Origin of the sequence: Desulfitobacterium chlororespirans DSM 11544, from assembly GCF_900143285.1 — a bacterium.
In the GTDB taxonomy this organism is placed as follows: Bacteria; Bacillota; Desulfitobacteriia; order Desulfitobacteriales; family Desulfitobacteriaceae; genus Desulfitobacterium; species Desulfitobacterium chlororespirans.
Map to the genome: position 1 here is coordinate 166,414 of NZ_FRDN01000010.1, position 25,334 is coordinate 191,747.

Consider the following 25,334-nt stretch of genomic DNA (forward strand, 5'->3'; position numbering starts at 1 on the left):
CCTTTCCTCCGGAAGTCGCTCCCAGCTTCCTTTAAAAGAGCAAGGGGCCTAAAGTCAGACAAACCAAGGCACCAATCACCGGGGATACAATGGCCAGGGGAACTGTGTATTGATAAATTTCCCTGGAACAGACCCATTCACTGTTCCCATGCATCAAAGCTGCCAAAGGACTGGATGCCGGAAACACGATCCCCATCAGACAGGAGACGCATAGAGCTACCGTGAGCATCCCGGGGCTGACGCCAACCACCGGGGCATAGGTGCAGGCCAGAGGAACTAAAATCAGACCCACGATGACATCCCCCATAAAAACGGTCATGACAACAGAGATTCCTATGAAGAGAAAAACAAATAATTCGGGACTAAGGTGGGCATTCAAAACAGGACTGAAGAGTTGCATAAAAACCTCTTTCACTCCGGTCTCTTCGCTGGTCATCGCTTCCGCCAAAGGCAGCGCCGTCCCCAATAAAAACAGGCTTGGCCAGGGAATCCCCTCACAAATCAATGCCACGAAATTGACAAAGTGCGCCGAATCTTTTTTTCTGAGAAAAGCTACAAAAGCCAATAACAGCACAACGATTCCCGTATTCCCCAGTTTTTTGAGAAATCGCGTCAACCCCAGATCACCGGGCAGTATCCCGGGCAAAAAAAGCAGTATAATCAGTACTCCCAATAGGGTGATGACCTGTTTCTGATACGTGTTAAACTTGAATGTATTGGCATAAACAAATTTGCTTTGGGCTATGGGAGTGACATCCGGTCTGAAGACGAATCTGCACAGGCCAACATAGCCCAGCACTGCCGAATAGCCGATGGCTGCCGCCAGAATGGTAAAGCTCATAAAATCAATCTGCAGACCGGTTTGTTTGGTAAAGACACCGGTCAAGATGACAGCCATCATTTTATAAGGCAAAGCGGCATGTCCCATCAGGCCGGCAAAGACAATACCCACGATCATCAGCTTGGGATAGTGATCTTTGTTGGTAAAGCCAAAAACCTGACAAAGTTTATATAATATCCCCCAGCAGATAATAATGGCCGGCGTAACACTGACCAGAGCTGCCACCACATAGGCGGCAGTCAGAATCAGAAGTGTAAGCATCCAGGGCCTCCCGCCGGCAAACCGCCTGGAAACCACCCAATTGGCAATAACTTCAGTAACTCCCGCCTTATCAACCATAGCGGCGAAAATAAGCATAAAAAACACAAATAAAAATGCATCCCCGCCATAACCCATTTGAAACGCTTCCGGTACAGTGGTGTATCCGGTAAATCCCAGGGCGATCAAACCCAGCAAAGCAGGCCAAAGGATCCCCACCGTGGACCAGGCATAAATAACCCCGGTAAAGATACCGATGATCCGCATGCCAAGCGGCGTCAGAGGCTCAACAACCGGAAAATACCAGCCTCCGGAAATCAGAGCAATCACGATCAGGCTGTTCAGATAATAAAGAATGGTTTGCCATGATCTCTCCCCGGCTTCTCTTTTCTGCACAGACATACACTACCCTCCCAACGCCTTGTATTGCCATTTTCACCCGGGCTGAACTGTTTTAAACTCATGGGCAGAACAGAGGCGTCACGGATTTAGGCACCGAATACTTACACCTGGTCTAGCCTGGGCTATCCATCCCGACAATACCTGAATGCAAAAACCAGGTATTGTCGGGCTTTTAACTGCTAAATGGCTGGATAGCCTCCCTGTATTAGAATAAAAGGTTGCCTAAAGTTAAGGATATAATGATTCCGATGACTGTCACCACCACAACCAGGGGCGTACCATATTTGATAATCTCTTTCGTGCTGACCCACTCTGTATTGCCGTGGAGGAGGGCCGTCAAGGGTCCTGCCGAAGGAAGAAGCACGGCGATGTTGCAAAATACGCTTACCGCAACAATCAACATCTGAATATTGGCGCCGATGCCCGAAGCATAGGTGATGGCCATGGGCACCATCAGCATTCCCACAACGACACCACCCATAAATTGCTTTAACAGAGCTGTAATCACCAAAATAAGGATGGCAAACATCACCGGATTGGCATTGGCGCCCAGGATCGGAGTGAATACCTGGGAAAGCAGTTCCTGGACACCGGTCCCTTTAGTGGTCATGGCGGTGGCTAAAGGCATGGCCGTACCCAGCAGGATCATGGTTTCCCAGGGAACGCCGGTTTTGATGGTATCGACCAAGTTAACATAATTGCTGCCGTCTTTTCTTTTGATAAAGGCCACCAAGGCTAAAATACCGATCACAATACCGGTGTTGCCCAGGGCTTTGAGGAAGGCCAGCACCGGTCCTTCCGGCAGAAAACCGGGCAAAAACAAAAGCACTACCAACAGTCCCAGCAAGCCACTGACTTGTTTCTGATAAGCATTCATGCGGATGGTATTTTCCATGACAAAATCGCTCTTCTGAATAGCCCTGACATCCGGCCGGAAGACAAACTTGCACAAAGCCAGATATCCTAACACCCCGCCATAGCCAATGGCGCTGGCCAGAATAGTAAAGGACAGAAAGCTGATTTGAATTCCTGTTTGTTTGGCAAGCACACCCATCAGCATCACCGGCAGAGCTTTAAAGGGTAAAGCCGCCATTCCCATCAAGCCGGCAAAGACAATGCCGATGACCATCAGTTTAGGATATTTGTCCTGATTGGTATAACCAAACACTTTGCAAAGCTGATACAAAATTCCCCAGCAAATAATAATGGCCGGCGTGACGCTGATCAGGGCCGCGATGATGAAAGCGGCGGTAAGCAGCATAGTGGAAAGTACCCAGGGTTTGCCTTTGGCAAATTTCCTGGAGACAGCCCAGCTGGCAATCACATTGCTTACCCCTGCTTTATCAATAATTGCGGCAAAGATAAGCATGAAAAACACGAATAAATAGGTATCTCCCCCGTACCCCTGGGCAAAGACGCTGGGCACGGTGCCAAATTCGGTGAATCCCAAAGCAATGGCACCCAGTAAAGCCGGCCAGATCACGCTGACCGTAGCCCAGGCATAAACGACGCCTAAGAAAATCCCTACAACCGCCATGCCAAAGGATGTTAATGGTTCAATTGGCGGCAAGTATTTAAACCCGAACATCAAAACCAGCGCAATGATACTATTGAGATAATACCAAGTATTTTTACCCGATGGATTGGCACTTGCAGAACTCATAGCCATAACAAACCTCCTGCTTCATAATAATTCTTTTTCCCTGATTGGCAAACCTGACTCCCGGAATTGGCATAATGGCCGCATTCTTCCTGGCACCACCTCCTTGGCCGCCCCTGTGTTTCTATTTGTATTTCTTAAGAATATTTCTGCCGGCAATATGAATCATGACCTGGTCGGTGCCGCCACCGATCCGGTAATTGCGGGCGTCCCTCCACAATCTGGAGATGCGGCAATCATTGGTATAGCCGATTCCACTCATAATCTGCAGGGCATCATCGATAATTTCATTGCCTGACTGAGCGCAATAAAGCTTGGTTAAAGCCGAAGTGATTTGGGTTGAGATGCCATTTTCTTTTTCCCAGGCCGTTTTATAGATGAGATTTCTCATGTTCTCAATCTTCAGGGCCATATAGGTGATCTTCTCCTGAATCAATTGGAAAGTTCCGATGGGCTTGCCGAACTGCACTCTTTGGTTGGCATAACGCACTGCGTCCTCAAAGGCGCACTCGGCCATTCCCAAAATGGTGGAAGCCATCAGCAACCGTTCCGTTTCAAAGTTCTTCATCAATTGCAGGAAGCCGTGGCCTTCCTGACCGACAATGTCCTTTTCCTCCACTGCCACGTTTTCCAGATAGATTTCGCAGGTCTCCAGCATATGCCAGCCGATTTTGTGAAGCTGCTCCACCTTGATTCCCGGCGCACTCATGGGCACCCACCACATGGTAAAGGCTTTGGTCTTGTCTGTCTCATCACAATTACGGGCCATGCAAAGCAGGTAGGGGTTGGTCAAAGCGCCGCTGATAAAGGTCTTGTGCCCGTTAAGATACACTTTGCCGTTTTTCCGGGTATAGGAAGTCTGGATGGCGGAAGTGTCTGAACCGGCTTGGGGTTCGGTAAAGCCGATGCAAAAAGGGACCTGTCCCTGTTTGACATAATCCATGGTGATCTTCTTTTGCTCTTCCGAGCCGTAGGTGAGCATATTGTCCAGCTGAAAAGCTTGGGTAAAGACATTGATGGGACCGCCGTTTTTGGCGATTTCTTCTTTGACCAGCAACAGGGTCAGGAGATCCACCGGAGTACCGCCGTATTCTTCCGGAACCCCCAATAAGCCGAAACCATTGTCCACCAGAGCTTTGGCGAATTCCACCGGGAACCGCCCTTCCTCATCGCATCTTCTCACATAGTCTTCCGGGCATTCCCGCTCCATCAGTTCTTTAAGACTTTCCAGCAATAATTCCTGTTCTTCGCTTTTCTTGAAATCCATATTCCTCAAACCCCTTTACTTTTTATTGCTCCGCAAAGCAGCTTTGTAAGCTTTATGCTCTTCCGTCTGGGCACAAAAAGGCGAAGACTGGAGCTCGGCTTCCATAACGGCATTGAGCAGCTGGTTGATGGTTGAATTGGTAATCCGCTTGGTGATTTTCATAGGCAGGGAAGGCATTGCCGCCATGCCTTGGGCCAGGGACAAGGTCGCCTCTTCAATCTCGGCATCAGGAAAAACATGATTAACGAATCCCATCTGCCACGCTTCCCGGGCTTCCACAACCCGGCCTGTGAACCAAAGCTCTTTGGCACGGTAAAGCCCGATGGTCTGAGGCAGGAAGAGCAGGGCGCCCATTTCCGGCACGATGCCTACCCGCAAAAAGTTGGAGGAGAATTTGGCGCTTTCCGAGGCCATGATCAAATCACAGGCCAAAGCCAGACTCATGCCCCCGCCTACGGCATAGCCCCTGACCATGGCAATGACGGGCTTCTCCATCTGCTGAATGATTTGGACCACCCGGCAGTACTTTTTCAAAGCCGCCCGGGAATTTTCAATGGAGGGCGTGGTTCCTGCTCCGGCTTTCAGGTCGCCTCCTGAGCAGAAATGCTCTCCTTTCCCCTTCAAAATGATCACTTTGACGGCCTCATCCTGATCCAGGCTTTCCAGCATCCCGGCCAGCTGCTCCATCATCCCCGGATCGATGGCATTTCTGCGTTGGGGTTTGTTCAGAACCAGGGTGGCGATTCCATTGTCTTGTTTTTCAACATACACTGTGTGTTCCATCATGCACCTTCCTCATTTCTCCGCCGCTCTCTATAATTCCATGGCGGCCCGGTAACCCTTTTTGGTAGCATCGGCCATGCGCTTAGGGTCTTCACAATCCCCGATGACTTTAAGAATGGGCACCTTGCCTTGCAGCTGGTCGGCCAGTTCCAGATTTTTTTCGAAGCCCAGGGTCACGGCCACGGTGTCTGCCGGATAGACTTCTTCCGTGGCATCCTCCCGTCTGAATCTGACCCCTTCTCCGGTGATGGCTAACACTTTCGTTGAGGGCTCCATTTGGACATCGGGAGATTTCTTGAACTTGGAGACCACATGAAAGCGGTCACTGGCGCCCACATCATAGCCGATCTTTTTCCGTTCCTCCAAGATGACCATTTTCCGTCGATGGGCCAGCAGCTCCTGACCCAGTTCGCAGCCCGGCAAGCCGCCGCCGATAATGGCTACCCGCTTGCCGAAAGGCCAGGGCATGCCCATCAGGCTTCTCACAAGCTTGGGGGAGTAGAATAAGCGCAGAAATACAGCGCCCCCATTCCACATCACTTTGTTGATCAGACCCGGCTTCTGCGGGGGCTTGCCATTGAGCATTTCCAGAAAATCATGGGACCGGACCATATTGCCCCGCTCTACGCCGGGCGCTTTGAGGTCCACCGGATGCCCGCCCACTGCGATAATGACAGCTTCCGGTTTTTCTGACCGCACCAATTCCGGGGTAACCTGGGTGTTCAGCTTCACCTGAATGTTGGGCGTCTTGCTGAGCTGAGCCTTGTAGTAGTGGGTCAAGCGCTCATAGGTAGGACTGAAAATGGCACTCATCACCAGACAGCCGCCGACTCTTGGCCCCCGCTCATAGAGGGTGACCTGATGCCCCCGCTTGGCTGCCGTCAAAGCCGCCGCCAGTCCTCCCGGTCCGCTGCCCACCACCATCACTCTTTTGGGCTGGCCCACCGGTTCAACCGGGGTGAGCAATTCCGGACCCAGACGGGGATTGACACTGCAGTATTCCAGGCCATGACCGGCCGCCATCTCATCCAGACAGCGGCAGCAGGTGATGCACATTTGGATATCTTCCTGTCTGCCTTCCCTGACTTTATTGGGAAACTCCGGATCAGCGATGCAGTACCGCACCCCGCCGATCAGATCTGCTTTGCCTTCAGCGAGGATCTTCTCCATAACCGCCGGATCGGTTTGCCGGTAACCGGTCACCACGGGGATTGTGGCCACTTTCTTGATCTCTGCCGAAATCCAGGACCAATGGCCGTCGGGGATTTCTTTGGTGGTCAGGGGCACGGAGCTTTCATGCCAGCCCACCGCCAGGTTATGCCAGGCCACGCCGGCCTTTTCCAGATAGGGGACAATTTGCTTGGCGTCTTCGATTTCATTGCCATTCTTGACATAGTCCACCGGAGTCCAGCGGATCAGCACCGGAAACTCCTGGCCGCAGGCTTCTTTGACGGCCTGAACCACTTCCATGGCAAACCGGCAGCGGTTTTCCACACTGCCTCCGTATTCATCGGTCCGGTTATTGGTGGCTTTGGAAAGAAAACGGCTGAGCACGCCTCCCACCCCGGCAAGCAGCTCGATGCCATCCCAGCCTGCGGCCTGGAGGATCTTGCCGCAGTTGGCCACCTGAGTCGCATAGGTTTTAATATCTTCTTTGGTCATGGTCTGAAAAGGGCCCACCCCTTTGAGAATCTGAATGTCGGAAGGACCGAAATGCCCTTCCGGTTCATTCAAGTTGCGCCGCCAGTCATGGAGGGCCAAAGCCTGTCCCACCAGCAAGCCCCCATGTTTATGCACAGCTTCGGCCATGGCCCGCAAATGGGGCAGATGCTCCGGGGCGTAGGCATTGGGCAAGGGGTGCCTTGATTGCCTTGGGTAAAAAGCCACCGACTGACAGATCAAGGCATAGCCGCCTTTAGCCCGTTCTTCCAAGTAATTAAGAAAGACCTGGGTCGGTTTATTGTCATCCGTAGTATAGCCATGACCGGGGGACATGGAGGTTGTAATCATCCGGTTCCGCAAGGTCAGGCTGCCTACTTGAATTGGTTGGAATAAATGGGCAAACTCGCTCATCATCATTCCCTCGCATATCCATTATTTCTTTAGACTTTGTCTTCACGAACTCTATCCCTGACGGTAAATGATTCCGAATCCTCCTTGAGGGTACTCCCAGGAGATGGCCTTTTGGTCACAGATGATCCGGCAGGTTCCGCACTCCAGACAGCCTGCCCATTCTACAGTGATTTGGCCGTTTTGTTCGCTGTAAAGCCCTGCCGGGCAAGCGGTAAGGCAGCTTTTTTCGGGGCAGGTCCGGCAGGCCTGCTGGTCGATCCGGATATGGGGCTCTCCTTCATTCACTTCAAATTTGTTCAGAGACAGTTTATCCGCCAAACTTAAACCCTTCATAGGGCCCGCACCCCCTTCATGCCATCCCGGGCCAAGTCAAGCCAGGACATTCCGCTCTCTTGAAAGGACCCTAAGGCCGTCTTCCAGAGGTGCTCTTTGGGGCTGAGATCGTGGTTATAAATCTTGCCGAACAAGTTGTTGGCCAGAGGGGCATAGTTTTTATAGAGCCGGTCTGTTTCCATAAAATCCACGGCTTTGGCGTAAAGTTTTAAATCTTTCATGATAAAGCTCTCGTCCAATTTGCGCTGATAGGAACTTAAGGCTGCGGCACTGTAATCGCCCCGTTCTTTGGCTTCAAGGACAGCTTCCGCTGCCGCGATCCCTGAGCCTATGGCCAGGTCCATGCCTCTGATCACCAGGCCGCTGTTGATGGTAAACCCGGCGGCATCCCCCACAATCAGCATTCCATCCGTATGAAGCTGAGCGGGAACCATATGCAGACCGCCTTCCGCCGTCAGATGGGCTCCGTATTCCGTCATGGTTCCGTCCTTGACCAAGGGGGCCACCAAAGGATGGCGGAGCAGGTCATCCAGGACTTCAAAGGGCTTTACCTTCTCTTTAACTAAATCATCCAGGCGCATGACCACGCCGATGGACAGACTTTCCCGATTGGTATAAAAGAAGCCGCCCCCGGCCACGCCATGAGTGGCGTCGCCCAGCATGGCATAGGCCGTTCCTTCATTCCCTTCCAGTCTGAACCGCTCTTCAATCACCTGCTGGGGAAGTTCTATCAAAGCCTTAGCTCCCACCGCCAGGTGAGCGGGCTCGATCTCTCCCCGCAGACCGGCCTCCTGAGCGATGAAGGAGTTGATGCCGTCGGCTGCGATGACCACTTCAGCCAGCATCTCTTCATCCCCAGTGACAATACCGGTCATTCTGCCCCCTTCTTTCAGCACCTTGTCAACTTTAACTCCCGTTACGATCATGGCTCCCGCTTCTTCAGCCTTCTCCGCCAGCCAACGATCGAATTTAGCCCTTAACACAGTGACCGCATTGTAAGGAGTCTTGGCCAGTCCCTGACCTTTGTATTCAATGTTAACGTAATCCGTAGGGGTCATCAGGGTGGTAAGGTAGTTGGTAATATAGCGTTCAATAGGCGCTTCTTCCCAGAAGTCCGGAATAAGCTGATCCAAAATCCGGCTGTACAGCACACCTCCGCTCAGATTCTTGCTTCCGGGATAATCTCCCCGTTCCACCACCACAACTTCCCTTCCGGCCCTGGCCAGCTTGTAAGCCGCACTCAGCCCGGCCAGACCTGCGCCGATGATGATCACTTCATATTTGTCTGCGCTCATTGTTTCACCTAATTCTTCTAATTTATCGGTTGGCTAATCTATCGGTTGGCTTTGATCAGACCGCTCAGGGCGGGAAGGATTTTAGAGAGATCGCCGACGATGCCGTAATCAGCCTGCTGGAAGATGGGAGCCCCTTTATCTTTGTTAATGGCAATGATCGTTTTGGCCTGGTTGGCCCCTACCATGTGCTGGACTTGCCCGGATATGCCGATAGCCAAGTAAAGCTCCGGTTTGAGCATGGCTCCGGATACTCCGATATATCTTTCCCGGGCCATCCAGTTGACCCCTTCGGCAATCGGACGGGAGCAGCCCACTTCTGCACCGATTAAGCCGGCTAATTCTTCAGCCATTTTCAGGTCGGCTTGTTCGGCAAAGCCCCGTCCCACTCCCAGCACCCGTTTAGCGGCGTTAAGATTGACTTCCGCCCCTGCTTTGCTCTTCTTCTCCAGGCACTTTACCGATACGGCCGGCTCTCTGAACTCGACTTCCACAATCTCACCCCGGTCAATCTCACCTTGGTGGCCGCTGGCTTCAGCCGGGGCGCTGAAAATCCCCGCCCCCACGGTGGTGATGGTGGTGGGACCAAACGCTCTTTCCACCCGGAAGGCCCCACCGCCATAGACCATATGCTTGATTTGAATGTCACCCTGGACAATTGTAATGTCTGCCGCGTCCACGATGACACTGGTACCCAAGCCTGCTGCCAGCCGTCCGGCCATGTGTTTGCCTCTGCGGCTGGGCTGCACCAGCAAAAGATCGGGGGTTTCCTTTTTCAGCAATTCGCTGATGGTCAAATGATAGTCTTCCAGCATTCTTCCTTGCTCCAGGCTGCCCAGCCAATAGACTTTGTCCGCTCCATAAGCTGCCGCTTTTTCTGCTTCTGCCCGGCTCCCCCAGACTAAGGCCCCTACTTCTTCTCCTAACTGGCGTCCGCCGGCACATAGCTGGGCCAGTGCATCGGTTTTTTCCGCCAATACCCATACTTTTTTAACCTGACTCATGCTTTTCACCCTCTCTTATAAAAGTTCCTTACGAATGCTCTCGAACAGCTTTTGGATGACTTCTTCCGATTCGCCTTCCAGGATCAGTTGCTTGCGCTCCACTTGTTCAGGAGCCAGGGTGCTGAGAACCTGGGTCTTATTCTCTGCCTGCTCAAGATCGAGAGCCGACAGATCCCATTGGGTCACCGGTTTCTTACCGGCAGCTAAAATATTCTTCATACTGGGGATACGGGGGAGATTGATATCCGTAGTGACGGAGAGCACTGCCGGCAAAGGGATTTCCAACACTTCAACTTCATTTTCCAGGGTGCGCTCAGCCATAATTTTGTTATCCTGGGGTGTGATTTTGCTTATACCGTTGATGCAGGGGAGATTGAGAAGTTCACCCAGCTGGGCTCCTACCTGCTGAGCATAAAGATCTCCTGATCCTTCCCCGCAGATAATCAGGTCACAGGCTCCGATTTTGCGGATGGCTGCCGCCAAAGCCTGGGCCGTCAAATGGGTATCGGCATCTGCCAATTTTGGATCGACTGCCAGATAGAGCTCTTCCGGCCCTCTGGAGAGAACCCCTTTCTTCAGCTTGGAATTTTCCAACGGCTGGGAGCCGACACTTAAGGCCGCTACTTGGCCGCCGGCCCTTTCCACAATCTGCATTCCTGCTTCAATGGCGTTTAAGTCATATTGCCCGATTTTCCATTCCGCTCTGGCGAAAGAAAGGCTGCGATCCTGAAGAACAACGATATCCTGCTCTTCAGGGACAATTTTGTAACAAGCGATAATGTTCATTGCTTCACCTCATTTTTGGTTTTTACCATTTTTTCCTGATGATTTCTTTGGCATAGAGTTCACTGACTTGATCTTCGCTATAGCCCAATTCTGTTAAAACATCTTCGTTATCCATGCCGTAGGTTGGACCCCCCCGGAAAATCTGACTAGGATTGTTTTTAAATTTAGGGATGGTATTGATCCCTTTCACTACTTTCCCGGTGTTAGGGTCATACCACTCGGCAAAGGTGTTTCTGGCTTGATAATGTGAGTTCTTGCTCATCATCTCGTAGGTCATGATCACACTGCAGGGAACCTGGATTTTATTGAGGATATCCGCTGCTTCTTCTGCCCTATGGCTTTGAAAAAACTCCTGGGCCGCTTTGACGAATTTTTCCGCTCTCACACCATCGCTTTTCTGCATGGTTCCGTGGGGTTCGGCAAAATCCGGGTCATCCGCTAATCCCCATAGCTCCTCAACACGCTTGAATACTCCTTGACCGCCAAAACCGGTCACCACCCAATTGCCGTCCCCACACTGCTGGACATTGGCTAAAGCAACCAGGGGAGTTCCGTAAGATCCCAGCCTAGGGGCCTGCTTGCCATGATTAAGCCCATCCATGAGAGCGTTGGCTTGGATACGGGCCATCACTTCAAACTGAGCGATATCAATGCTTTCCCCAATCCCTGTATTCCAGGCGCGAAACAGGGCAGCCGTTATGGACCAGGCGGTAAACAGGGCTGTGACATAATCGCAGGTATAGGGTTTGGCGGCATAGGGGGGGGCCGGATCCGGCATGCCATTAATGGCCATATAACCGCTGAACGCCTGACCGATGGTATCAAAGGAGGCCCGGGATACATACTCTTGCTCACCGGTCTGACCGAATCCGGAGACATGGGCAATGACCAGCTGGGGATTGACCTGCCAGAGCGCTTCGTCGGTAAGCCCCCATTTTTCCCAGGTGCCCCCTTTAGAGGATTCAATCAGAATATGGCTCTCCTTAATCAGCTTAAACAGTACTTCCCGGCCTTCTTCAGAAACAATATTCAAGGCCATCGTCCGGTTGTTTCTGTGTTCCACCGTCCAAGTGTCGCCCTGCCTGCGTAACATATCCGGCATCAATGTGCTTTCTATCTGAATCACATCGGCTCCCTGCTCTGCTAATAAGGTGCTGGCAAAGGGACCGGCAATATTGGTTCCCGTGCTTAAGACTTTGACTCCATGCAAATTTCCGAATTGAGGAATTTCCTTTCTTTTCACCTTTGCCTCTCCTTTCTGGTAAAGTAGTTAAGACTCATCTGGTTTGCTCCTTTACAAAATACTTTGTGCATCTTTAGATTAAGCAAAAACCATGCCAACCCTCAAAAGACAAAAAAACCGGTTTTTCAACCGGTTTTTTTGTCTTTTATTTGCTCCATTTATCCCAAGAGGAGCACTTTAGGTGTTACATGTGCGCAGACACATGTAACACTTTTCTCTTTCACTTTCTTTGCACAGGCTGCACCTTAAGTTGGATATTATGCTTCAGCAATCTTCTATATAAGGTATTGCGGGCAATATGCAATGATTTTGCTGTTTGAGCAACATTGCCGCCATGCTGTTCCAACATGTGCAGGATATAGTCCCTTTCGCTCATCTCCTCTGACTCAGCCCCGGGCTTGTCGGCAGGCTGGGGCGAAAGGGGGTTAACGGTCTGGAAAATTTGCTTAGGAAGAACATCCGGTGTGATCGTATCACCCGCTGTCATCACTACAGCTTTTTCCATCACATTTTTGAGCTCCCTGACATTGCCGGGCCAAAGATGCCGGCAAAGGGTCTCCATGGTAGCTTCGTCGATCTTTTTGGGGTGGATATTAAACTGCTTGCATAATTCGGCAACAAAAAACTGGGCCAGCATGGAGATATCTTCACTTCTCTCCCGGAGGGGAGGAATATTAATCTCAATCACATTCAGCCGGTAATATAGATCTTCGCGAAAAAGTCCCTGACCCACCAAGTCGTACATATTCTTATTGGTGGCGGCGATAATCCTGACATCCACAGGCTTGGGATGATTGGAGTTAATTTTGGTCACTGTGCGTTCCTGCAAAAATCTCAAAAGGCTGACCTGCATATCCATAGGCATTTCGCCGATCTCATCTAAAAAAAGCGTTCCTTTATGGGCATGTTCGAATTTTCCTACGGACCCGCCGGACCTGGCTCCGGTAAACGCCCCCCCTACATAGCCAAACAACTCGCTTTGCAGCAGTTCTCTGGGAATGGCGCCGCAATTAACAGCGACAAAATTGCCCTGCCTTTGGCTTAATCTGTGAATCGTCCGGGCGAGAACTTCCTTGCCTGTTCCCGTCTCGCCAAGCAGTAACACACTGGAGGGAAAAGGACTGGTCCTGCTCACCAATTCCTTAATCTTTTTCCATTCCTCACCCTTGCCAAGAAACTCAACCTCTTGAGAGTGATTATTAACCAAATAGTTGGAGACGGATTGACCCGGATTAACCGACCCGCCCTGAGCCGGTAATCCCGGATCCAGCAGCAGCACCCGCCGGTACTGCCCCTGCACAAGCTCAATACCATTTTTACGGATCAGCTCCATGGGACGGATTGCCCCGCCGCGGCTGTCATGAACCTTAAATCTGATCTGGGGCGGTTTTGGTTGTCCATCATCGTCCCTTGTCAAATAAGCTGAATCGCTTTTATCAATGAGCACCTCTTCTATGGACTGGTTCAGCCATTGCACTTCATGCCCATATCCTAATTCCTGGCGGGCAACCGTGTTGGCCGCCGCTATCCTATTCTCCTCATCAAGAAAGATAACGGCCCAGGAAGAGCAGTCTATTAACTCCTGCCAGGGCTGGAAGTTTTCGGAGAGGCTTGGGCTGTTTATTTCAAACAATAAACTCTCAATCAGTTTCCCCGCAGCGGTGATCAGCCCAAAGGCTTCTTGGGGAAGCGCCCCAAAAGGGCTTGTGGCGTTGATGGCGCCAAGGACTTCCCCATTCATCACAATGGGGGAGCATACGCTTGAGTAAGGATGGGAAATCACCCTGTATTTTTCATACCCGTCGATCCGTACCGGAACCTTCTCATGCAGGGCAATGGTCATAGCGCCGTTACCACAGGTGGATTCTTTAATATAGGTACCCAGAGTTCGGGGGTAAGATTTCAAAGGCGTAATTAAATCGAAAACAAAACCTTCCCCATCGCAAATGGATATATTGCAATGAAGCAGCGCAAATAAAAGTTCCATGACAGGCTTGACCCGAAAACGCAAGGGTTCGTATTCCCGCCGTTTTTCTGTTAAAAGTGTATCTGAGCATTTAGGAAAGTCCGAAGACCATGGATCCAACCCGTAGCTTAAACAACGCTGCCAAGACCTCGCAATAATCGGCCGGACTTTATCTTCCAGAATGATTCCGCGAGATATAAAGGTTTGCCACGCTAAAAGCACATCTTCCTGGGTTTTCTCCGACATTGCCTACACCTTCTTTGCCAAGCTAAATATTTGTTCACCATTTAACAAGTCTCTTACTGTAGATTCTACACTAAACCCTTCTTCTTTAAAATAGCGTTAGGAATCTTACCCTCCGGAAAACTTCGGGCTATTGACAATCTGATGCCTTTGACCTATATCTCCGGGGGAGACGAAGTCGCCGACTGTCCTTATGCTTAGAAAGTATAACGCAAGTTTATATTTTCCGATAGTGTTAAAAAGAGCCGTCATAACGGCTCCAAGTTCTTATTCAGTCTATTTACAGTTTATATACTCCTTGAGATTTCAAAATAGTGCTGTTGCAAAGAAGTTAAAACAAGACAAGGCTTACATAGGATACTGTATTGACACCATTGTTATAAGGTATGCCGTAATGCTTCACCAAGGATGTGACATCGATTCCATAAGCCTCTACCGAAGCCACCGCCTGCTCAGGGAGCCGACATTCCTGACCGTCAAGAATAGAGCAGCGGCTGCAGACCGGACATGGGCCAATACCTAAGGATAGAAAGTCCGTGATCAGACTATTTTCCTCGATCCATCCTAAAAATGTTCTCAGTATTCTGCTTTGCTCTGCCATTCCTTCCTGCATCCCTTCAAAATCAAAGGAGTCCTCCAACTGATGCACGGTCTGGAACAGTATGCCCTGTTTATACTGGAGGGCTTTTTCTTTTAGCTCTGCAAAGTCCCCCACATTAGGGGGACACATCCAGTTCTTTTGGTAGTTGCCGCACACATTTTGCTCGCATTGCTTGCGAAAATCAGGATTAAAGGAAATATCCCGGGTATCAATATGAGCGCTATGGTTAACACCAAGGGTTTCTAAATAACCTAACATTTTCGTGATTGCCTGACTCATAATTCGCCCCTTCCCAGTACAGGGTTAAAGAAAACCCCCGAAGACAAGCTTCGAAGGCTTTCAATCCGTGTCTGTTTTTTAGAACATTTTCTTGCTCAGTTTATCGATTTCTTCACTGACGCAATCATAAACACCGGGGAAAGAGCTGAAGCCCAGACCTTGAGTTAAGCAAGGAATGAAGTAATGCTTCCCGCAGTTGGTACAAGCCCGCTCAGCTTCTCTGGCGGCAATTTCCCGGGTCCAGGTTGGGAAGTCCACCACTCCGCTGTCAATATCACCCATGAAGCTGATCTTACCGCCATACTGCTTAATCAGCTCAGGTGTGTTATTGGTGGTCATGACCCCTTGCCAAATATCAATTCCCATTTCGATCATGAAGGGTACCAGATTGGCCGCATAACAATCGCTATGATGAACAATCAGTTCAACCCCGTTTTGCTTATAGAAGCTGTAGATCTTTTTGTAAGCAGGGAGATAGAATTCCTCGAACATAGCCGGTGAAATGAAGGAGCTCTTTTGGCTGCCCCAGTCGTCATGGTGGAAAAGCGCGTCCGGTTTGAGGCGGCGGCAAATGATTTCAGCCAGTTTCAATTCATATTCAGTGAGGTAGTCGATAAGCTCATGCATCAGCTCGGGTTCCTCATACAGTGCCATTAAAGCATCTTCCATGCTCATGAGATGGTGGCACATTTCAAACACACCTGGAGCGACAAAAGCTGTGACATATTTTTCATTGCGATCGATGCTGTTGGCATGCTCTACAGCAGCTGCCCAGGCTTCATCTGTATCAGGAATTTCAGGAGCTTTTACTTGTTTTCTCCACTTGGTGATATCTTTAAGGACTTTATGCTCTTCATCATGGACAGGAAATTGACCGATTTGACCTTCCGGCCATCTAAAGGTGATACCCCAGCCTGTTTTGATGGATCCTCCGGGAGGAGCCATAAAATCCACAGGATTTTCCAGAATGATGTCCATAAACTCATATTGATTAACGAACCGATCAGGATTGCCACCGCGAATGGTTTCCAACAAGTTTTGTTTAATTGTCAACATAGTATCCCGCCTCCCTATTCTATTCAACATTTAATCCTTAGGCATGAGCCAATTCTTTGGCTTTAACTGCAGCTCCGCCTGCATCGGGAGCAAAGCCATCGGCACCGATCTCATCAGCCATGGCCTGGGATACCGGAGCTCCGCCGACGATGACCTTAAATCCGGTCAAACCGCTGTTTTTAAGGGACTGAACTGTTTCTTTCATAGCAGGCATGGTGGTGGTCAGCAGGCCTGAGCAAGCCACGATTTTGACATTCTCGTTTTCTCTGACAGCATCAACAAATTTTTCTGCGGATACATCGACTCCCAGATCCACGACATTAAAGCCAACGCTCTCCAGCATCATGGCTACGAGGTTTTTGCCAATGTCGTGCAAGTCTCCTGCCACGGTGCCGATCACACAGGTACCTAAAGAGATGGCGGCATCCCCGGTAAGGTGGGGCTTCAGAACATCCACACCCTTGGACATGGCTTTGGCGGCCATGAGCATTTCCGGTACGAAAAGCTCTCCGGCGGAAAACTTATCCCCTACTACACTCATGGAATCAATCATCCCGGCCAGAATATCACCTGCTGCATTGCCTGCATCCAGGGCTTCCTGAACGAGACCTGGAACGAGTTTCGCTTTCCCTGCTTCTACCATAGCTTTAACTTCTGCGATTTTAGACATTATAATTCCCCCTTATTTTAATTAAATATGATCATTCGGACATGATTTATTTCTGTCCGAATTTACCTTCCCGGTAGGCTCCGATGTATTCCATGCAGTATTCGTCCTGACCAAGCAGTGCTTCTGTAGCAAAAATCATGCCCATCAGGTCCTGCTTGGTGGGATCGACGATAGCACTGTCCATCCCTGCACCCATCGCCAAGACGATAAAGGCCTGATTGACCAGTCTGCGAATCGGCAGGTTAAAGGAGATATTGCTGGCTCCGCCGGTGATATGAATCTTAGGATATTGAGCTTTGATCTCCTTAATGACTTCCATAATGGCCAGGATACCATCCTCGGAGGTGCAAAGCATTTGCACCAAGGGGTCAATGTGTAAACGTGACGGGGCAATATTGTATTGCTTGGCTTTAGCCATAAGAGCGCCGAAAACTTCCAGACGCTTTTCCGTATCTTGAGGGATTCCTGTGTCATCACACAAAAGAGCGACACATTCCCATTTCGTATCGGCGATGATGGGGAAGATCACTTCAACCTTATTCCCCTCCATGGATACGGAATTAATCAGACCCGGTTTGTTGCAGAATTTAATGGCTTCAGCGATCACGTTGGCGTTGGGGCTGTCTATAGAAATAGGAATATCGGAAACCTCCTGTACCAAATCAATAAGCCATTTCAGGGTTTCCAGTTCGATGTCATTATCTACGGAAGCGCAGACGTCAAGGAAATCGACACCTGCTTCAGATTGTACTTTCGCCAGATTGCGAATAAAGTCTGCATCTTTAGCGGCAATGGCTTTAGCTACAGATGGAATCGCCCCATTAATTTTTTCACCAATGAGTATCATTAGAATCAACCTCCGTTTTACTTTTTGTATTGACAAATTCCCTGGTATTGGATAAGTTCTTGTCTCGTTACTCAGGCCATTTGTTCAGCTGTATGCAGGACCAAAAGGGTGAGGTCTCCTTTTATAGTTCAGTTGTCTATACAACCTAACATTTATTTATATTCGCTGTTCAACCCAATAATCCTTTTATACTTTTTTGAATTTTATAATATTTATTTTCTTTTCTTGCTAATCATTCGACATTATATCCTATTATTCCCCTTTTTATTTAATATGACTCGCAGAATACTGTCTGCAGGTTTACGGGCCAAACATACAAAAAGCTCCATAAAAATCATTGATTCTTACGGAGCCGCCCCTAAATTATTCTGGCTATCTGCGCTTTGATCTCTGCTATCTCTTCTTCCAGCTCCTCCCGAAGTATGATTAATTCCGGCTTCACGGAATGAGCAGGCCAGCGCCTGAGGAGATCGTCAAGCTCACCCTGAAGATAAGCTAATCTATGGGCGAGTTCCTGGATCATGGCGCTATCGGGCATGATTGCTTTCCTCCTCTATGCGAAAGGTAATGGCTCCATGCATGCAAACCTCCATACATTCTTCACATTCATCACATTGCTCTGGATGGACAACAGGGAGGTGGGCAACCATTTTAATCGCTTCATTAGGGCAAGCTCTTAGACAGCGCTGGCAACCATGACAAAGCTTCTCCAATATAAATGCTGCCATCATACCCCTCCTTTTCCTTTTGGCCGGGCAGCCCTGCTATTTCCCGGATACCGTTTCAAAGGGCCAATGGATAATACCACCGATATTTTTCACCTTGACATAACCTAGTTTAGATAAGATTCTGACGGCGGCGGCGCTCCGATTGCCGCTCCGGCAATACACCAGAATCTCTTTATTTTTATCGGGCAGCCTTTTCGGCGCCTGGGCCTTCAAGCTATTCAACGGCATCAACAGGCTTTTGGGGATGTGCCGTTCCCTGTATTCTTCCTCGGTTCTCACATCCAGAAGAACGATTCCTTTGCTGGTGTCCAAGCGCCTTTTTGCTTCATCAGGACTTATTTTAAATTTTTTATTGCGGTGGCTCCGTACGAGCATCCAGGCACCCATCAAGACACCCAGGGCAATTAAGCCAAAATATTGTTCCATTCATCTCCCTCCAATACCCCCGTAGGGTATATTAAGTATAAAGCTTTGCTTTTTAAATGTCAATAATTCCGTCTAAGCGACAAGGACTCTTTATAAAGAAGAGATCCTCGTGATAAAAATAAAAGCTCGTGCAAACCCAACGCTCCGCACAAGCCATTTTCTAAGGGCACTATTCATTTTTGTCAAACGACCGGCTCCCATCTTTGATAGAATGCGCGTATACACCCGACAAAAGTGCTTTCAGCATGGGTTAATTTGCGCCGTGGATAAGCCATGTAGAAATTAACCGAGGCATCAAAATCGCTGACTTTTAAGGGAGCCCACAAGGCATTCTCTATATATAAATCCCGGTAGGCAAAGCTTGAAGGAAGACAGGCAATGGCTTTATCGCTGACCACCATATTTTTCAGGCTTTCCCGGTCGCTGAAATTATACAAACCGGTGCTGAGCATGGACAATTTCGGGTGATTGAGATACCCTGCCATAATATCTTGGTCGCAAATTGGCGTAGCTACAGGATAGTGTTCCAAAACCTCTTGCATCGTCAATGACTCTTTTCCATGAAACGGGCTCTTGCAGCTGGCAAACACGCGAAATTTATCTTCATAGAGCAATTCAATATTGAACTCCGCCTGATCGATGGCACTTAACCATGAATTATTGAACACTCCGATCGACCGGTTTGAGCGTGTTAAAGCTGTAAAAATTCTTTCCGGACGAGTTTCATGAACATAAATCGGCGCATCAGGCATGGTCTTTTGGTAATCCTCGATGATCTCCAAAATCGCGCTGTTGCATACCGCCGGCGCAATCGCCAAATGGACTTCCTGGCGGGATTGATGTTTAGCCGATAATCTGTATAACTCATCAACCTGGTCGAGAATCGACCCGGAGATTTTAAGTATTTCCTGGCCGGCCAGTGTCAATTTAGCCCCCGCTTTGGAACGAATGAAGATATCAACACCCAATTCATCTTCCAAACTATTGATGGCATTGGTCAGGCAGGGCTGGGTCACATGAAGTCTTCTCGCCGCTTCCACCAAAGACTTGCAGTTGGCGACTTCCTTAACATATTCCAGCTGTTCAATGCGCATGTCAATCACCACTCCAAACCTGAATAGGATCTTTCTATCGGCGCCTTATGAATTAGCGGACGACTATCGTTGTGCAATGAGCGTGGGACAGCACTTTAAGGCTGACACTGCCAAGAAAGAAGCGGGACACGGCATTCATGCCGCGGCTGCCGATGACTATTTCTGTGGCGCCGATCTTTTCAGCTTCTTCACAAATGACTTCGGCCGGGTCCCCTGTCCGGATACTGGTAGTAAAGATCACCCCCGTGTCTTTAAATTTTTCGATGGCTTGGGCCATAATCTCTTCGGCCTCGGAGGTTAACTCTTTTTCCATTTCGAAGGCATCGTAGATTACTCGGGTTGAATAAGAAGTTACAGATTCCCGCACATGAATAATTTCTACTTCAGCATGATTAGTTTGGGCCATGATCAGGGCATAATCTGCCGCCTTAAGTGAGTTTGGGGAGCCATCAAAAGCAAGCAGTATCTTTTGCAGCATCTTATCACTCCTTTTTTGTTTATTCGCTATAAATATACCATATTCAACTGAAGATTTCCTTTAAAATCCTGCCATCGCCATGGGTAAACTCCACTCCCAGAACTGCTCCCAGAGTCGGAGCTATATCGACCATTTCGAGAGGACCCAAGGAGTGATTCTTTTTTATTCCGGGACCTGATGCGATAAAATTGCAGCGATAGTTTTCCCGATCCGGCAAGTAACCATGAGTGGCATACTTTTTGTTCATGGCCTCCAAATCCAGAAGAACCGGCGCCTCAAGCCTGTCATCAAAGCAGTATCCCCTTTTGGCCTCCACCATAGTGGTTATGGATGGCTCCACATGCAGATCGTCCAGCTCACTTCTGCGGAGAATTTTCTCAATACCATACTGTTCTGTTTTTAAGGCCTTTTCTAATACGGCCAGGGCCAGGGCTTCAGCTTTCTGATCCCCCTCTTTAATATGAAGGTAAGCCCCTCCCCCTGCGCTCTGCAGATAAGCCCGCCACTGCATTTTGCCTCCTTCTGCAACGATCAGCCCCTGTTCCAGCAAAAGACGATTGAGGCGGACTTTATAGCGGACATCCAATTGACCATGATCCCCGATCACCATCATCACTGTATTATCCTGAATACCGGCTTCCTCCACTGCTCTGCGGATGTCGCCGAGCCTTTCATCCATACGGATAATGGCCTCCCTTACTTCTTTACTGTCCGTTCCGTATCTATGCTTGGCATCATCCAGCTCTATGAGGTGCACCAGCAGCAGATTGGGTTTTTTTCTCCTGATGGTATCCACAGCACACCGGGTTGTAAAGTCATCCAGATAGGGCTGCTCCACCCCTTGGCGACAGCGCCCGTAGCGCAACTCCAAACCTAGACAGAACAAGGGGCTGCCATTCTTTAATACCTTAACAGCCTGATTTTCCCCGCGAACAGCGTGCACTTCAGGCATATTATACCTGAGAGAGGACTTCCCCGAAACAGGCCATAGAAGTCCGGCTGCCGTCAGGTTATGCTGCTTCACGGCATCGTAAATCGTCGGAACTTTAATGGCATCCCGAAACCAGAACCATTCCTGCTCCTTTTCCGGAATAAAGGGCTGAAAGGGGTTATTGTGAAAGATACCGTGTTTATCAGGATAAACACCGGTCACCATGGTGGTATGCACGGTGTAGGTCAGGGTTGGGTAGACACTTTTCAGCTTTGTGCTGTAGGCACCATTTTGAAGCAGCTTTTCAAGGTTAGGCAGGGATTGGGCCAGCTGCCAATTCCCTTCGGAAAAGGCGTCATAAGAGATGACGATGACATGCTCGGCCAGCCTTGGACCCGGTTTTAACTGAAACTCCATTGTATCACCCTTTTTTCAGCAGAGTGTTTCTATGGTATCCTTGAGCAAGGTAAATAACACGTATGCCTTATTTTAGTCCCATCATGTATGATAAAGACCACCCTGGAGTGACATTCAAGGTGCCTTTTCTATTCAGCGGCAACTACGTCCACCCAAGTTGATTTTATGAAGATTGAAGCGAATGTTACGGCATTATACCTTCTTAACGAATTCAGATTTTAATTGCATAGCTCCAAAACCATCGATTTTACAATCAATATCATGATCTCCATCAATCAGGCGAATGTTCCTTACTTTTGTACCGATCTTTATGGATGATGAACTTCCTTTTACTTTAAGGTCTTTAATGATTGTGACCGTATCGCCATCGTTTAAGACATTGCCATAAGCATCTTTAACCGTCTTGTGATCTTCATTAGGCTCGGTGCTTGATGCTAAGGTCCACTCATGACCGCATTCCGGGCAGACAAAACCACTTCCGTCAGCGTAAGTATAAATTGAATTACATTGTGGGCATTTTGGAAAATCAACCATTAAGCTATTCCTCCTCTTTGGGTCCAGTCTAAACGAAAATGGCCCTAAATGCAAAGGACCTCCTGCTCAGGTCTATCCTGCAGCAGGAGGTCTTGATCGTCATAACCGCTGTTTTCCTTGATGTACAAGAATTTTGCCTGTAAACAAACGATAAGACAGGGACTTATATTCCATGCTTAAGGCTTGGGAACGGCAGATATTAACACACCTTTGGCAGTTGACACATTTCAGCGGCTCATAGATCAGGGTTAATTGTTCTCCGTTTTTCTTGTTTGTTAAAGCTCCCTGGGGGCAAACCTCCGCGCATTCGCCGCATTCTCTGCACCCTTCCCTTACCTTTAAAGCCGGTAGGGGGAGCGCCTTAATGGCGGACTTTCTGGATCGCCAGGCTTCCTCCAGGAATTGCCGCGTCTTCGGAATAGGATAGGTTTCATCGGAAGTGATCCCCGGCAGCATTGCTTCAAGTTTTTCGCGGCCGATGTCCCGCCAGCCCTTCCCCCCGCTCCGGTTTTGAACCGATGTGGTTTCCCCGCCCGTTTCACTTTCCCCGTCATCGGGAGCGACTTTAATTCTGAGGGTTGGATGATCCGGCCATGAATTGTGGATCTCCTTGAAAATCCGCACACTCATTCCGCAAGCCTTTTTATCCGGGCATGCTGCACACACTCCGGTGAGGATGGTGACTTCCTTTTCCCGGGCAATCATCAGCAAGGTCAGCCACAAATCCCGGTCGAGAAGCCCCAGACAAGGAATTCCATAGCCTGCGCTCATGGCCTGGGGACAGTTCAGCATGATCTTCCCTGCATTTCGTATAAACTCACCGAGCTTAGCGATGCTGTAGTAAACAAAACCATCACTGGGACAAACGGCCATGCAGATCCCGCATTCTGTGCAGCCTTGGGCATTGAGTTCACGGTATAGGGAAATGGCTTGATGGGGGCAGGAGTCGATGCATAACCGGCACAGCTTAACATAGGGTTTTTTGGTGTTGAGGCAGTTATGGTGATGATGGACCATCTGACAAGTATACATAACCAGGACACCTCTTTGGGGAAGATTATTTGCCGGCCTGGCGTTCGTGGTAATCCGGCAGAGCCGTTGTGTTTATGGTGCCGGCTTTCGCTCCTTTTCCTGCTACGGCTTCGGACCCATGATGCCCGAGAATATTGAAGTTTTCGGCTATGAACAGGTAGACCAAACAAGCTATGGAAACCAAGCCGAGGCTGACGATAATCTCTGTCCAGGCGGGGAAATAATGGCCGCCGTATTGGTTCAGATAGCTGCCCATTCCCGTGAACAGGACATCAAACCTATTCATGACCACCCCGGCCACAGTGAGGATGCCAAATCCAATCAACCCTTTGCGGGTGCCGGACAGGGAACTGAAGGCGATGATGATGGGCAGGATGCAGCCTAACACCAGTTCACCCAGGAACATGAGGCTGGGCAGATCAAAGGCCAAAACATGGGCAAAGGTGCCTCTTACGGACATATCGGCAATCTTTAAGATCACATATAAGATCATGGCCCCGCCGGATATTCTGACCAACCCCTGCAGGACGGAGGTATCCACCTGATGCTTAAGGGCCTTCCCAGCCAGACTGCTTTCAATAATGATCATACCTGCTCCCACGAAAAATGAGGATAACAGGAAGAACAGCGGCAAAAGGGGCGACCACCAAAGGATATTCACTTTGCCCACCATAATATAAAACAGCTGACCTAATGATGACTGGTGCAGCGTGGGCAGGGTGATACCAATGATCAGCAGCACGGGCATGGCTTTTTTCAGGTATTTGTGAGCACCCTTGAATACTTTCTCAGTTGCTACTTCACCGAACTCCAGGACCTGAATCAGGGTATAGCAGGAGATGCACCAAAAGACTTCAAACAAGACACTGGCATGGCCCCAGGAAACATAAGGTCTCCAGAAGAAGAACCATTGCCCTACTTCAATCAATAACCCCAGGACGACAACAATGTAACCTAGCAATGAGGTCACCATGGCGCTTCTGGCAATGGGGTAAAATTTATCCCGGCGCAGCACATAGACGATGAGAGCGGTTCCGTAACCGCCTCCGGCCAGGGCTACCCCTAACAGGACATCAAAAGAAATCCATAAGCCCCATGGCCACTGGTCGTTGAGGTTGGTGGTGGCCCCCAGTCCCGCGATGAACCTCACAATGATGACTGCTATCGCCGCGGCGGCGATGGCCATAAACACCCATCTCATGGGGGTCATTCTAAATGTCCACCGGGTAGTGTTCATTTTCTCCCCGGCCTTATTTTTAAATGTAGTAATCACTTCCATAGCCTATGCTTCCCTCCATTCTCTTGGACTTTATCAATCCAGCGGATCTTTGTTTTTGTTATTAATGAAAAATAACCCGGCTAAAACAGCCGCCCAGCTGACCCCGATAATCGGTGTGGCTTTCATATATCCTTCGGTATAAGAGGGCAGGGGCTCGGTGGTGACATCTGTTCTGAATCTCATTTCTTCCAGCGGGGTATCGGAAATATAAAGCCAGGAGGTTCCCCCTGCTTCCTTCTCCCCAAAGATTTTGTCTATATAACCCTTTTCCTGAATGCGTTTTTTGGCTTCTGCCAGCAATTCATCCCTCTCCCCGAAGGTCAAGGCTCCTGTGGGGCAGACTGAGGAACAGGCCGGTTCCATATTATTGGCCACTCTCGTCGGGCACATCTGGCATTTCCTGATGCCGGGAACGGCCTTTTTCCATTCATATCTCAGCATATCAAAAGGGCAGGCCATCATGCAGTAGCGGCAGCCGACACACAGGCTCTGATCATAGATGACCGGTCCTTCGGGAAGCTTCTGGATAGCCTTGGAGAAACATGCTGAAGCACAGGCGGGCTCTTCACAGTGGAAACACTGGGTTTTGACATATCTGCGCAGGTCGGTGCCGTCCTTCTGCAGGTTATAACGGTTGATGGATGTCCATTCTTCAGGCCAGAGGCCATGGTTAGGCTCCACTGCCCGATCTAAGGCTGTTTTGCTTTTTTCCTGTTGATCCCATTCAAGTTCATTCCATAATTTGCAGGCTACTGAACACCCTTCACAACCAATACATTTGGGTATATCGACAAGGACTCCCTTTGCCATA

Annotated in this window: 25 protein-coding genes; all 25 read right to left on the reverse strand. The window is 49.4% G+C overall.

Going from position 1 to position 25,334, the window contains the following annotated elements; genetic code table 11:
* Positions 1-31 precede the first annotated feature (31 nt).
* The 25 genes from BUA14_RS16670 to BUA14_RS16795 all read right to left on the reverse strand — a co-directional run bounded on the left by BUA14_RS16670 (position 32) and on the right by BUA14_RS16795 (position 25,333).
* Complete coding sequence (locus BUA14_RS16670; protein WP_072773646.1) at positions 32-1,501, reverse strand: SLC13 family permease; 1,470 nt, start codon at positions 1,499-1,501, stop codon at positions 32-34.
* A 205-nt stretch (positions 1,502-1,706) separates the two neighbouring features.
* A complete protein-coding gene (locus BUA14_RS16675; RefSeq protein ID WP_072773647.1) occupies positions 1,707-3,170 on the reverse strand; it encodes an SLC13 family permease in 1,464 nt (487 codons plus the stop codon).
* A 115-nt stretch (positions 3,171-3,285) separates the two neighbouring features.
* On the reverse strand, positions 3,286-4,428 hold the full coding sequence (locus BUA14_RS16680) for an acyl-CoA dehydrogenase (RefSeq protein WP_072773648.1): 1,143 nt from the start codon (positions 4,426-4,428) through the stop codon (positions 3,286-3,288).
* 15 nt (positions 4,429-4,443) lie between these two features.
* Complete coding sequence (locus BUA14_RS16685; protein WP_242954673.1) at positions 4,444-5,214, reverse strand: enoyl-CoA hydratase/isomerase family protein; 771 nt, start codon at positions 5,212-5,214, stop codon at positions 4,444-4,446.
* Between the two features lie 27 nt (positions 5,215-5,241).
* Positions 5,242-7,290 carry an oxidoreductase gene (locus tag BUA14_RS16690; protein ID WP_242954674.1) on the reverse strand — a complete coding sequence of 683 codons (2,049 nt, stop codon included), beginning with the start codon at positions 7,288-7,290 and terminating at the stop codon, positions 5,242-5,244.
* A gap of 45 nt (positions 7,291-7,335) precedes the next feature.
* Positions 7,336-7,617 carry a ferredoxin family protein gene (locus tag BUA14_RS16695; RefSeq protein WP_072773649.1) on the reverse strand — a complete coding sequence of 94 codons (282 nt, stop codon included), beginning with the start codon at positions 7,615-7,617 and terminating at the stop codon, positions 7,336-7,338.
* Complete coding sequence (locus BUA14_RS16700; protein ID WP_072773650.1) at positions 7,614-8,912, reverse strand: FAD-dependent oxidoreductase; 1,299 nt, start codon at positions 8,910-8,912, stop codon at positions 7,614-7,616. The genes BUA14_RS16695 and BUA14_RS16700 overlap by 4 nt, the downstream gene beginning before the upstream one ends.
* A gap of 38 nt (positions 8,913-8,950) precedes the next feature.
* Entirely contained in the window at positions 8,951-9,913 is a 963-nt protein-coding gene (locus BUA14_RS16705) for an FAD-binding protein (protein ID WP_072773651.1), read from the reverse strand.
* A gap of 15 nt (positions 9,914-9,928) precedes the next feature.
* Positions 9,929-10,699 carry an electron transfer flavoprotein gene (locus BUA14_RS16710; protein WP_072773652.1) on the reverse strand — a complete coding sequence of 257 codons (771 nt, stop codon included), beginning with the start codon at positions 10,697-10,699 and terminating at the stop codon, positions 9,929-9,931.
* A gap of 22 nt (positions 10,700-10,721) precedes the next feature.
* Positions 10,722-11,942: a CoA transferase gene (locus BUA14_RS16715; RefSeq protein ID WP_072773653.1), complete on the reverse strand. Its 1,221-nt coding sequence runs from the start codon at positions 11,940-11,942 to the stop codon at positions 10,722-10,724.
* A gap of 220 nt (positions 11,943-12,162) precedes the next feature.
* Positions 12,163-14,154, reverse strand: coding sequence for a sigma-54-dependent Fis family transcriptional regulator (locus BUA14_RS16720; protein WP_072773654.1), 1,992 nt, complete (start codon positions 14,152-14,154; stop codon positions 12,163-12,165).
* 328 nt (positions 14,155-14,482) lie between these two features.
* The gene (locus tag BUA14_RS16725; RefSeq protein WP_072773655.1) at positions 14,483-15,031 is read right to left on the reverse strand and encodes a DUF2284 domain-containing protein; all 549 of its coding nucleotides are present in this window, start codon (positions 15,029-15,031) and stop codon (positions 14,483-14,485) included.
* Between the two features lie 78 nt (positions 15,032-15,109).
* On the reverse strand, positions 15,110-16,087 hold the full coding sequence (locus BUA14_RS16730) for a uroporphyrinogen decarboxylase family protein (protein ID WP_072773656.1): 978 nt from the start codon (positions 16,085-16,087) through the stop codon (positions 15,110-15,112).
* A gap of 37 nt (positions 16,088-16,124) precedes the next feature.
* Positions 16,125-16,757, reverse strand: coding sequence for a corrinoid protein (locus BUA14_RS16735; RefSeq protein WP_072773657.1), 633 nt, complete (start codon positions 16,755-16,757; stop codon positions 16,125-16,127).
* Between the two features lie 46 nt (positions 16,758-16,803).
* Positions 16,804-17,604 (reverse strand): methyltetrahydrofolate cobalamin methyltransferase, encoded by an 801-nt coding sequence (locus BUA14_RS16740; protein WP_072773658.1) that lies wholly within the window; start codon positions 17,602-17,604, stop codon positions 16,804-16,806.
* A gap of 358 nt (positions 17,605-17,962) precedes the next feature.
* Entirely contained in the window at positions 17,963-18,142 is a 180-nt protein-coding gene (locus BUA14_RS28010; RefSeq protein WP_242954675.1) for a histidine kinase, read from the reverse strand.
* A complete protein-coding gene (locus BUA14_RS28015) occupies positions 18,132-18,332 on the reverse strand; it encodes a DUF362 domain-containing protein (protein ID WP_072773659.1) in 201 nt (66 codons plus the stop codon). Before BUA14_RS28015 ends, BUA14_RS28010 begins: the two co-directional genes overlap by 11 nt.
* Before the next feature lie 36 nt (positions 18,333-18,368).
* Positions 18,369-18,758: a rhodanese-like domain-containing protein gene (locus BUA14_RS16760; protein ID WP_072773660.1), complete on the reverse strand. Its 390-nt coding sequence runs from the start codon at positions 18,756-18,758 to the stop codon at positions 18,369-18,371.
* Positions 18,759-18,940: 182 nt separating this feature from the next.
* Positions 18,941-19,852 carry a LysR family transcriptional regulator gene (locus tag BUA14_RS16765; protein WP_072773661.1) on the reverse strand — a complete coding sequence of 304 codons (912 nt, stop codon included), beginning with the start codon at positions 19,850-19,852 and terminating at the stop codon, positions 18,941-18,943.
* A gap of 52 nt (positions 19,853-19,904) precedes the next feature.
* A complete protein-coding gene (locus BUA14_RS16770) occupies positions 19,905-20,330 on the reverse strand; it encodes a universal stress protein (RefSeq protein WP_072773662.1) in 426 nt (141 codons plus the stop codon).
* A gap of 43 nt (positions 20,331-20,373) precedes the next feature.
* Positions 20,374-21,678 carry an alkaline phosphatase family protein gene (locus BUA14_RS16775; RefSeq protein ID WP_072773663.1) on the reverse strand — a complete coding sequence of 435 codons (1,305 nt, stop codon included), beginning with the start codon at positions 21,676-21,678 and terminating at the stop codon, positions 20,374-20,376.
* 192 nt (positions 21,679-21,870) lie between these two features.
* Positions 21,871-22,212: a zinc ribbon domain-containing protein YjdM gene (locus BUA14_RS16780; protein ID WP_072773664.1), complete on the reverse strand. Its 342-nt coding sequence runs from the start codon at positions 22,210-22,212 to the stop codon at positions 21,871-21,873.
* Between the two features lie 99 nt (positions 22,213-22,311).
* Entirely contained in the window at positions 22,312-23,244 is a 933-nt protein-coding gene (locus tag BUA14_RS16785) for a 4Fe-4S dicluster domain-containing protein (RefSeq protein WP_178371721.1), read from the reverse strand.
* Positions 23,245-23,269: 25 nt separating this feature from the next.
* Positions 23,270-24,523 carry an NrfD/PsrC family molybdoenzyme membrane anchor subunit gene (nrfD, locus tag BUA14_RS16790; protein ID WP_072773665.1) on the reverse strand — a complete coding sequence of 418 codons (1,254 nt, stop codon included), beginning with the start codon at positions 24,521-24,523 and terminating at the stop codon, positions 23,270-23,272.
* A gap of 33 nt (positions 24,524-24,556) precedes the next feature.
* Entirely contained in the window at positions 24,557-25,333 is a 777-nt protein-coding gene (locus BUA14_RS16795) for a 4Fe-4S dicluster domain-containing protein (RefSeq protein ID WP_072773666.1), read from the reverse strand.
* Position 25,334: the final 1 nt, after the last annotated feature.

Coding starts and splice junctions, on each gene's coding strand:
- BUA14_RS16670 (WP_072773646.1), bottom strand. CDS start 1,501: ATGTCTGTGCAGAAAAGAGAAGCCGGGGAGAGATCATGGCAAACCATT.
- BUA14_RS16675 (WP_072773647.1), bottom strand. CDS start 3,170: ATGGCTATGAGTTCTGCAAGTGCCAATCCATCGGGTAAAAATACTTGG.
- BUA14_RS16680 (WP_072773648.1), bottom strand. CDS start 4,428: ATGGATTTCAAGAAAAGCGAAGAACAGGAATTATTGCTGGAAAGTCTT.
- BUA14_RS16685 (WP_242954673.1), bottom strand. CDS start 5,214: ATGATGGAACACACAGTGTATGTTGAAAAACAAGACAATGGAATCGCC.
- BUA14_RS16690 (WP_242954674.1), bottom strand. CDS start 7,290: ATGATGATGAGCGAGTTTGCCCATTTATTCCAACCAATTCAAGTAGGC.
- BUA14_RS16695 (WP_072773649.1), bottom strand. CDS start 7,617: ATGAAGGGTTTAAGTTTGGCGGATAAACTGTCTCTGAACAAATTTGAA.
- BUA14_RS16700 (WP_072773650.1), bottom strand. CDS start 8,912: ATGAGCGCAGACAAATATGAAGTGATCATCATCGGCGCAGGTCTGGCC.
- BUA14_RS16705 (WP_072773651.1), bottom strand. CDS start 9,913: ATGAGTCAGGTTAAAAAAGTATGGGTATTGGCGGAAAAAACCGATGCA.
- BUA14_RS16710 (WP_072773652.1), bottom strand. CDS start 10,699: ATGAACATTATCGCTTGTTACAAAATTGTCCCTGAAGAGCAGGATATC.
- BUA14_RS16720 (WP_072773654.1), bottom strand. CDS start 14,154: ATGTCGGAGAAAACCCAGGAAGATGTGCTTTTAGCGTGGCAAACCTTT.
- BUA14_RS16725 (WP_072773655.1), bottom strand. CDS start 15,031: ATGAGTCAGGCAATCACGAAAATGTTAGGTTATTTAGAAACCCTTGGT.
- BUA14_RS16730 (WP_072773656.1), bottom strand. CDS start 16,087: ATGTTGACAATTAAACAAAACTTGTTGGAAACCATTCGCGGTGGCAAT.
- BUA14_RS16735 (WP_072773657.1), bottom strand. CDS start 16,757: ATGTCTAAAATCGCAGAAGTTAAAGCTATGGTAGAAGCAGGGAAAGCG.
- BUA14_RS16740 (WP_072773658.1), bottom strand. CDS start 17,604: ATGATACTCATTGGTGAAAAAATTAATGGGGCGATTCCATCTGTAGCT.
- BUA14_RS28010 (WP_242954675.1), bottom strand. CDS start 18,142: ATGCCCGATAGCGCCATGATCCAGGAACTCGCCCATAGATTAGCTTAT.
- BUA14_RS28015 (WP_072773659.1), bottom strand. CDS start 18,332: ATGGCAGCATTTATATTGGAGAAGCTTTGTCATGGTTGCCAGCGCTGT.
- BUA14_RS16760 (WP_072773660.1), bottom strand. CDS start 18,758: ATGGAACAATATTTTGGCTTAATTGCCCTGGGTGTCTTGATGGGTGCC.
- BUA14_RS16765 (WP_072773661.1), bottom strand. CDS start 19,852: ATGCGCATTGAACAGCTGGAATATGTTAAGGAAGTCGCCAACTGCAAG.
- BUA14_RS16770 (WP_072773662.1), bottom strand. CDS start 20,330: ATGCTGCAAAAGATACTGCTTGCTTTTGATGGCTCCCCAAACTCACTT.
- BUA14_RS16775 (WP_072773663.1), bottom strand. CDS start 21,678: ATGGAGTTTCAGTTAAAACCGGGTCCAAGGCTGGCCGAGCATGTCATC.
- BUA14_RS16780 (WP_072773664.1), bottom strand. CDS start 22,212: ATGGTTGATTTTCCAAAATGCCCACAATGTAATTCAATTTATACTTAC.
- BUA14_RS16785 (WP_178371721.1), bottom strand. CDS start 23,244: ATGTATACTTGTCAGATGGTCCATCATCACCATAACTGCCTCAACACC.
- nrfD (WP_072773665.1), bottom strand. CDS start 24,523: ATGGAAGTGATTACTACATTTAAAAATAAGGCCGGGGAGAAAATGAAC.
- BUA14_RS16795 (WP_072773666.1), bottom strand. CDS start 25,333: ATGGCAAAGGGAGTCCTTGTCGATATACCCAAATGTATTGGTTGTGAA.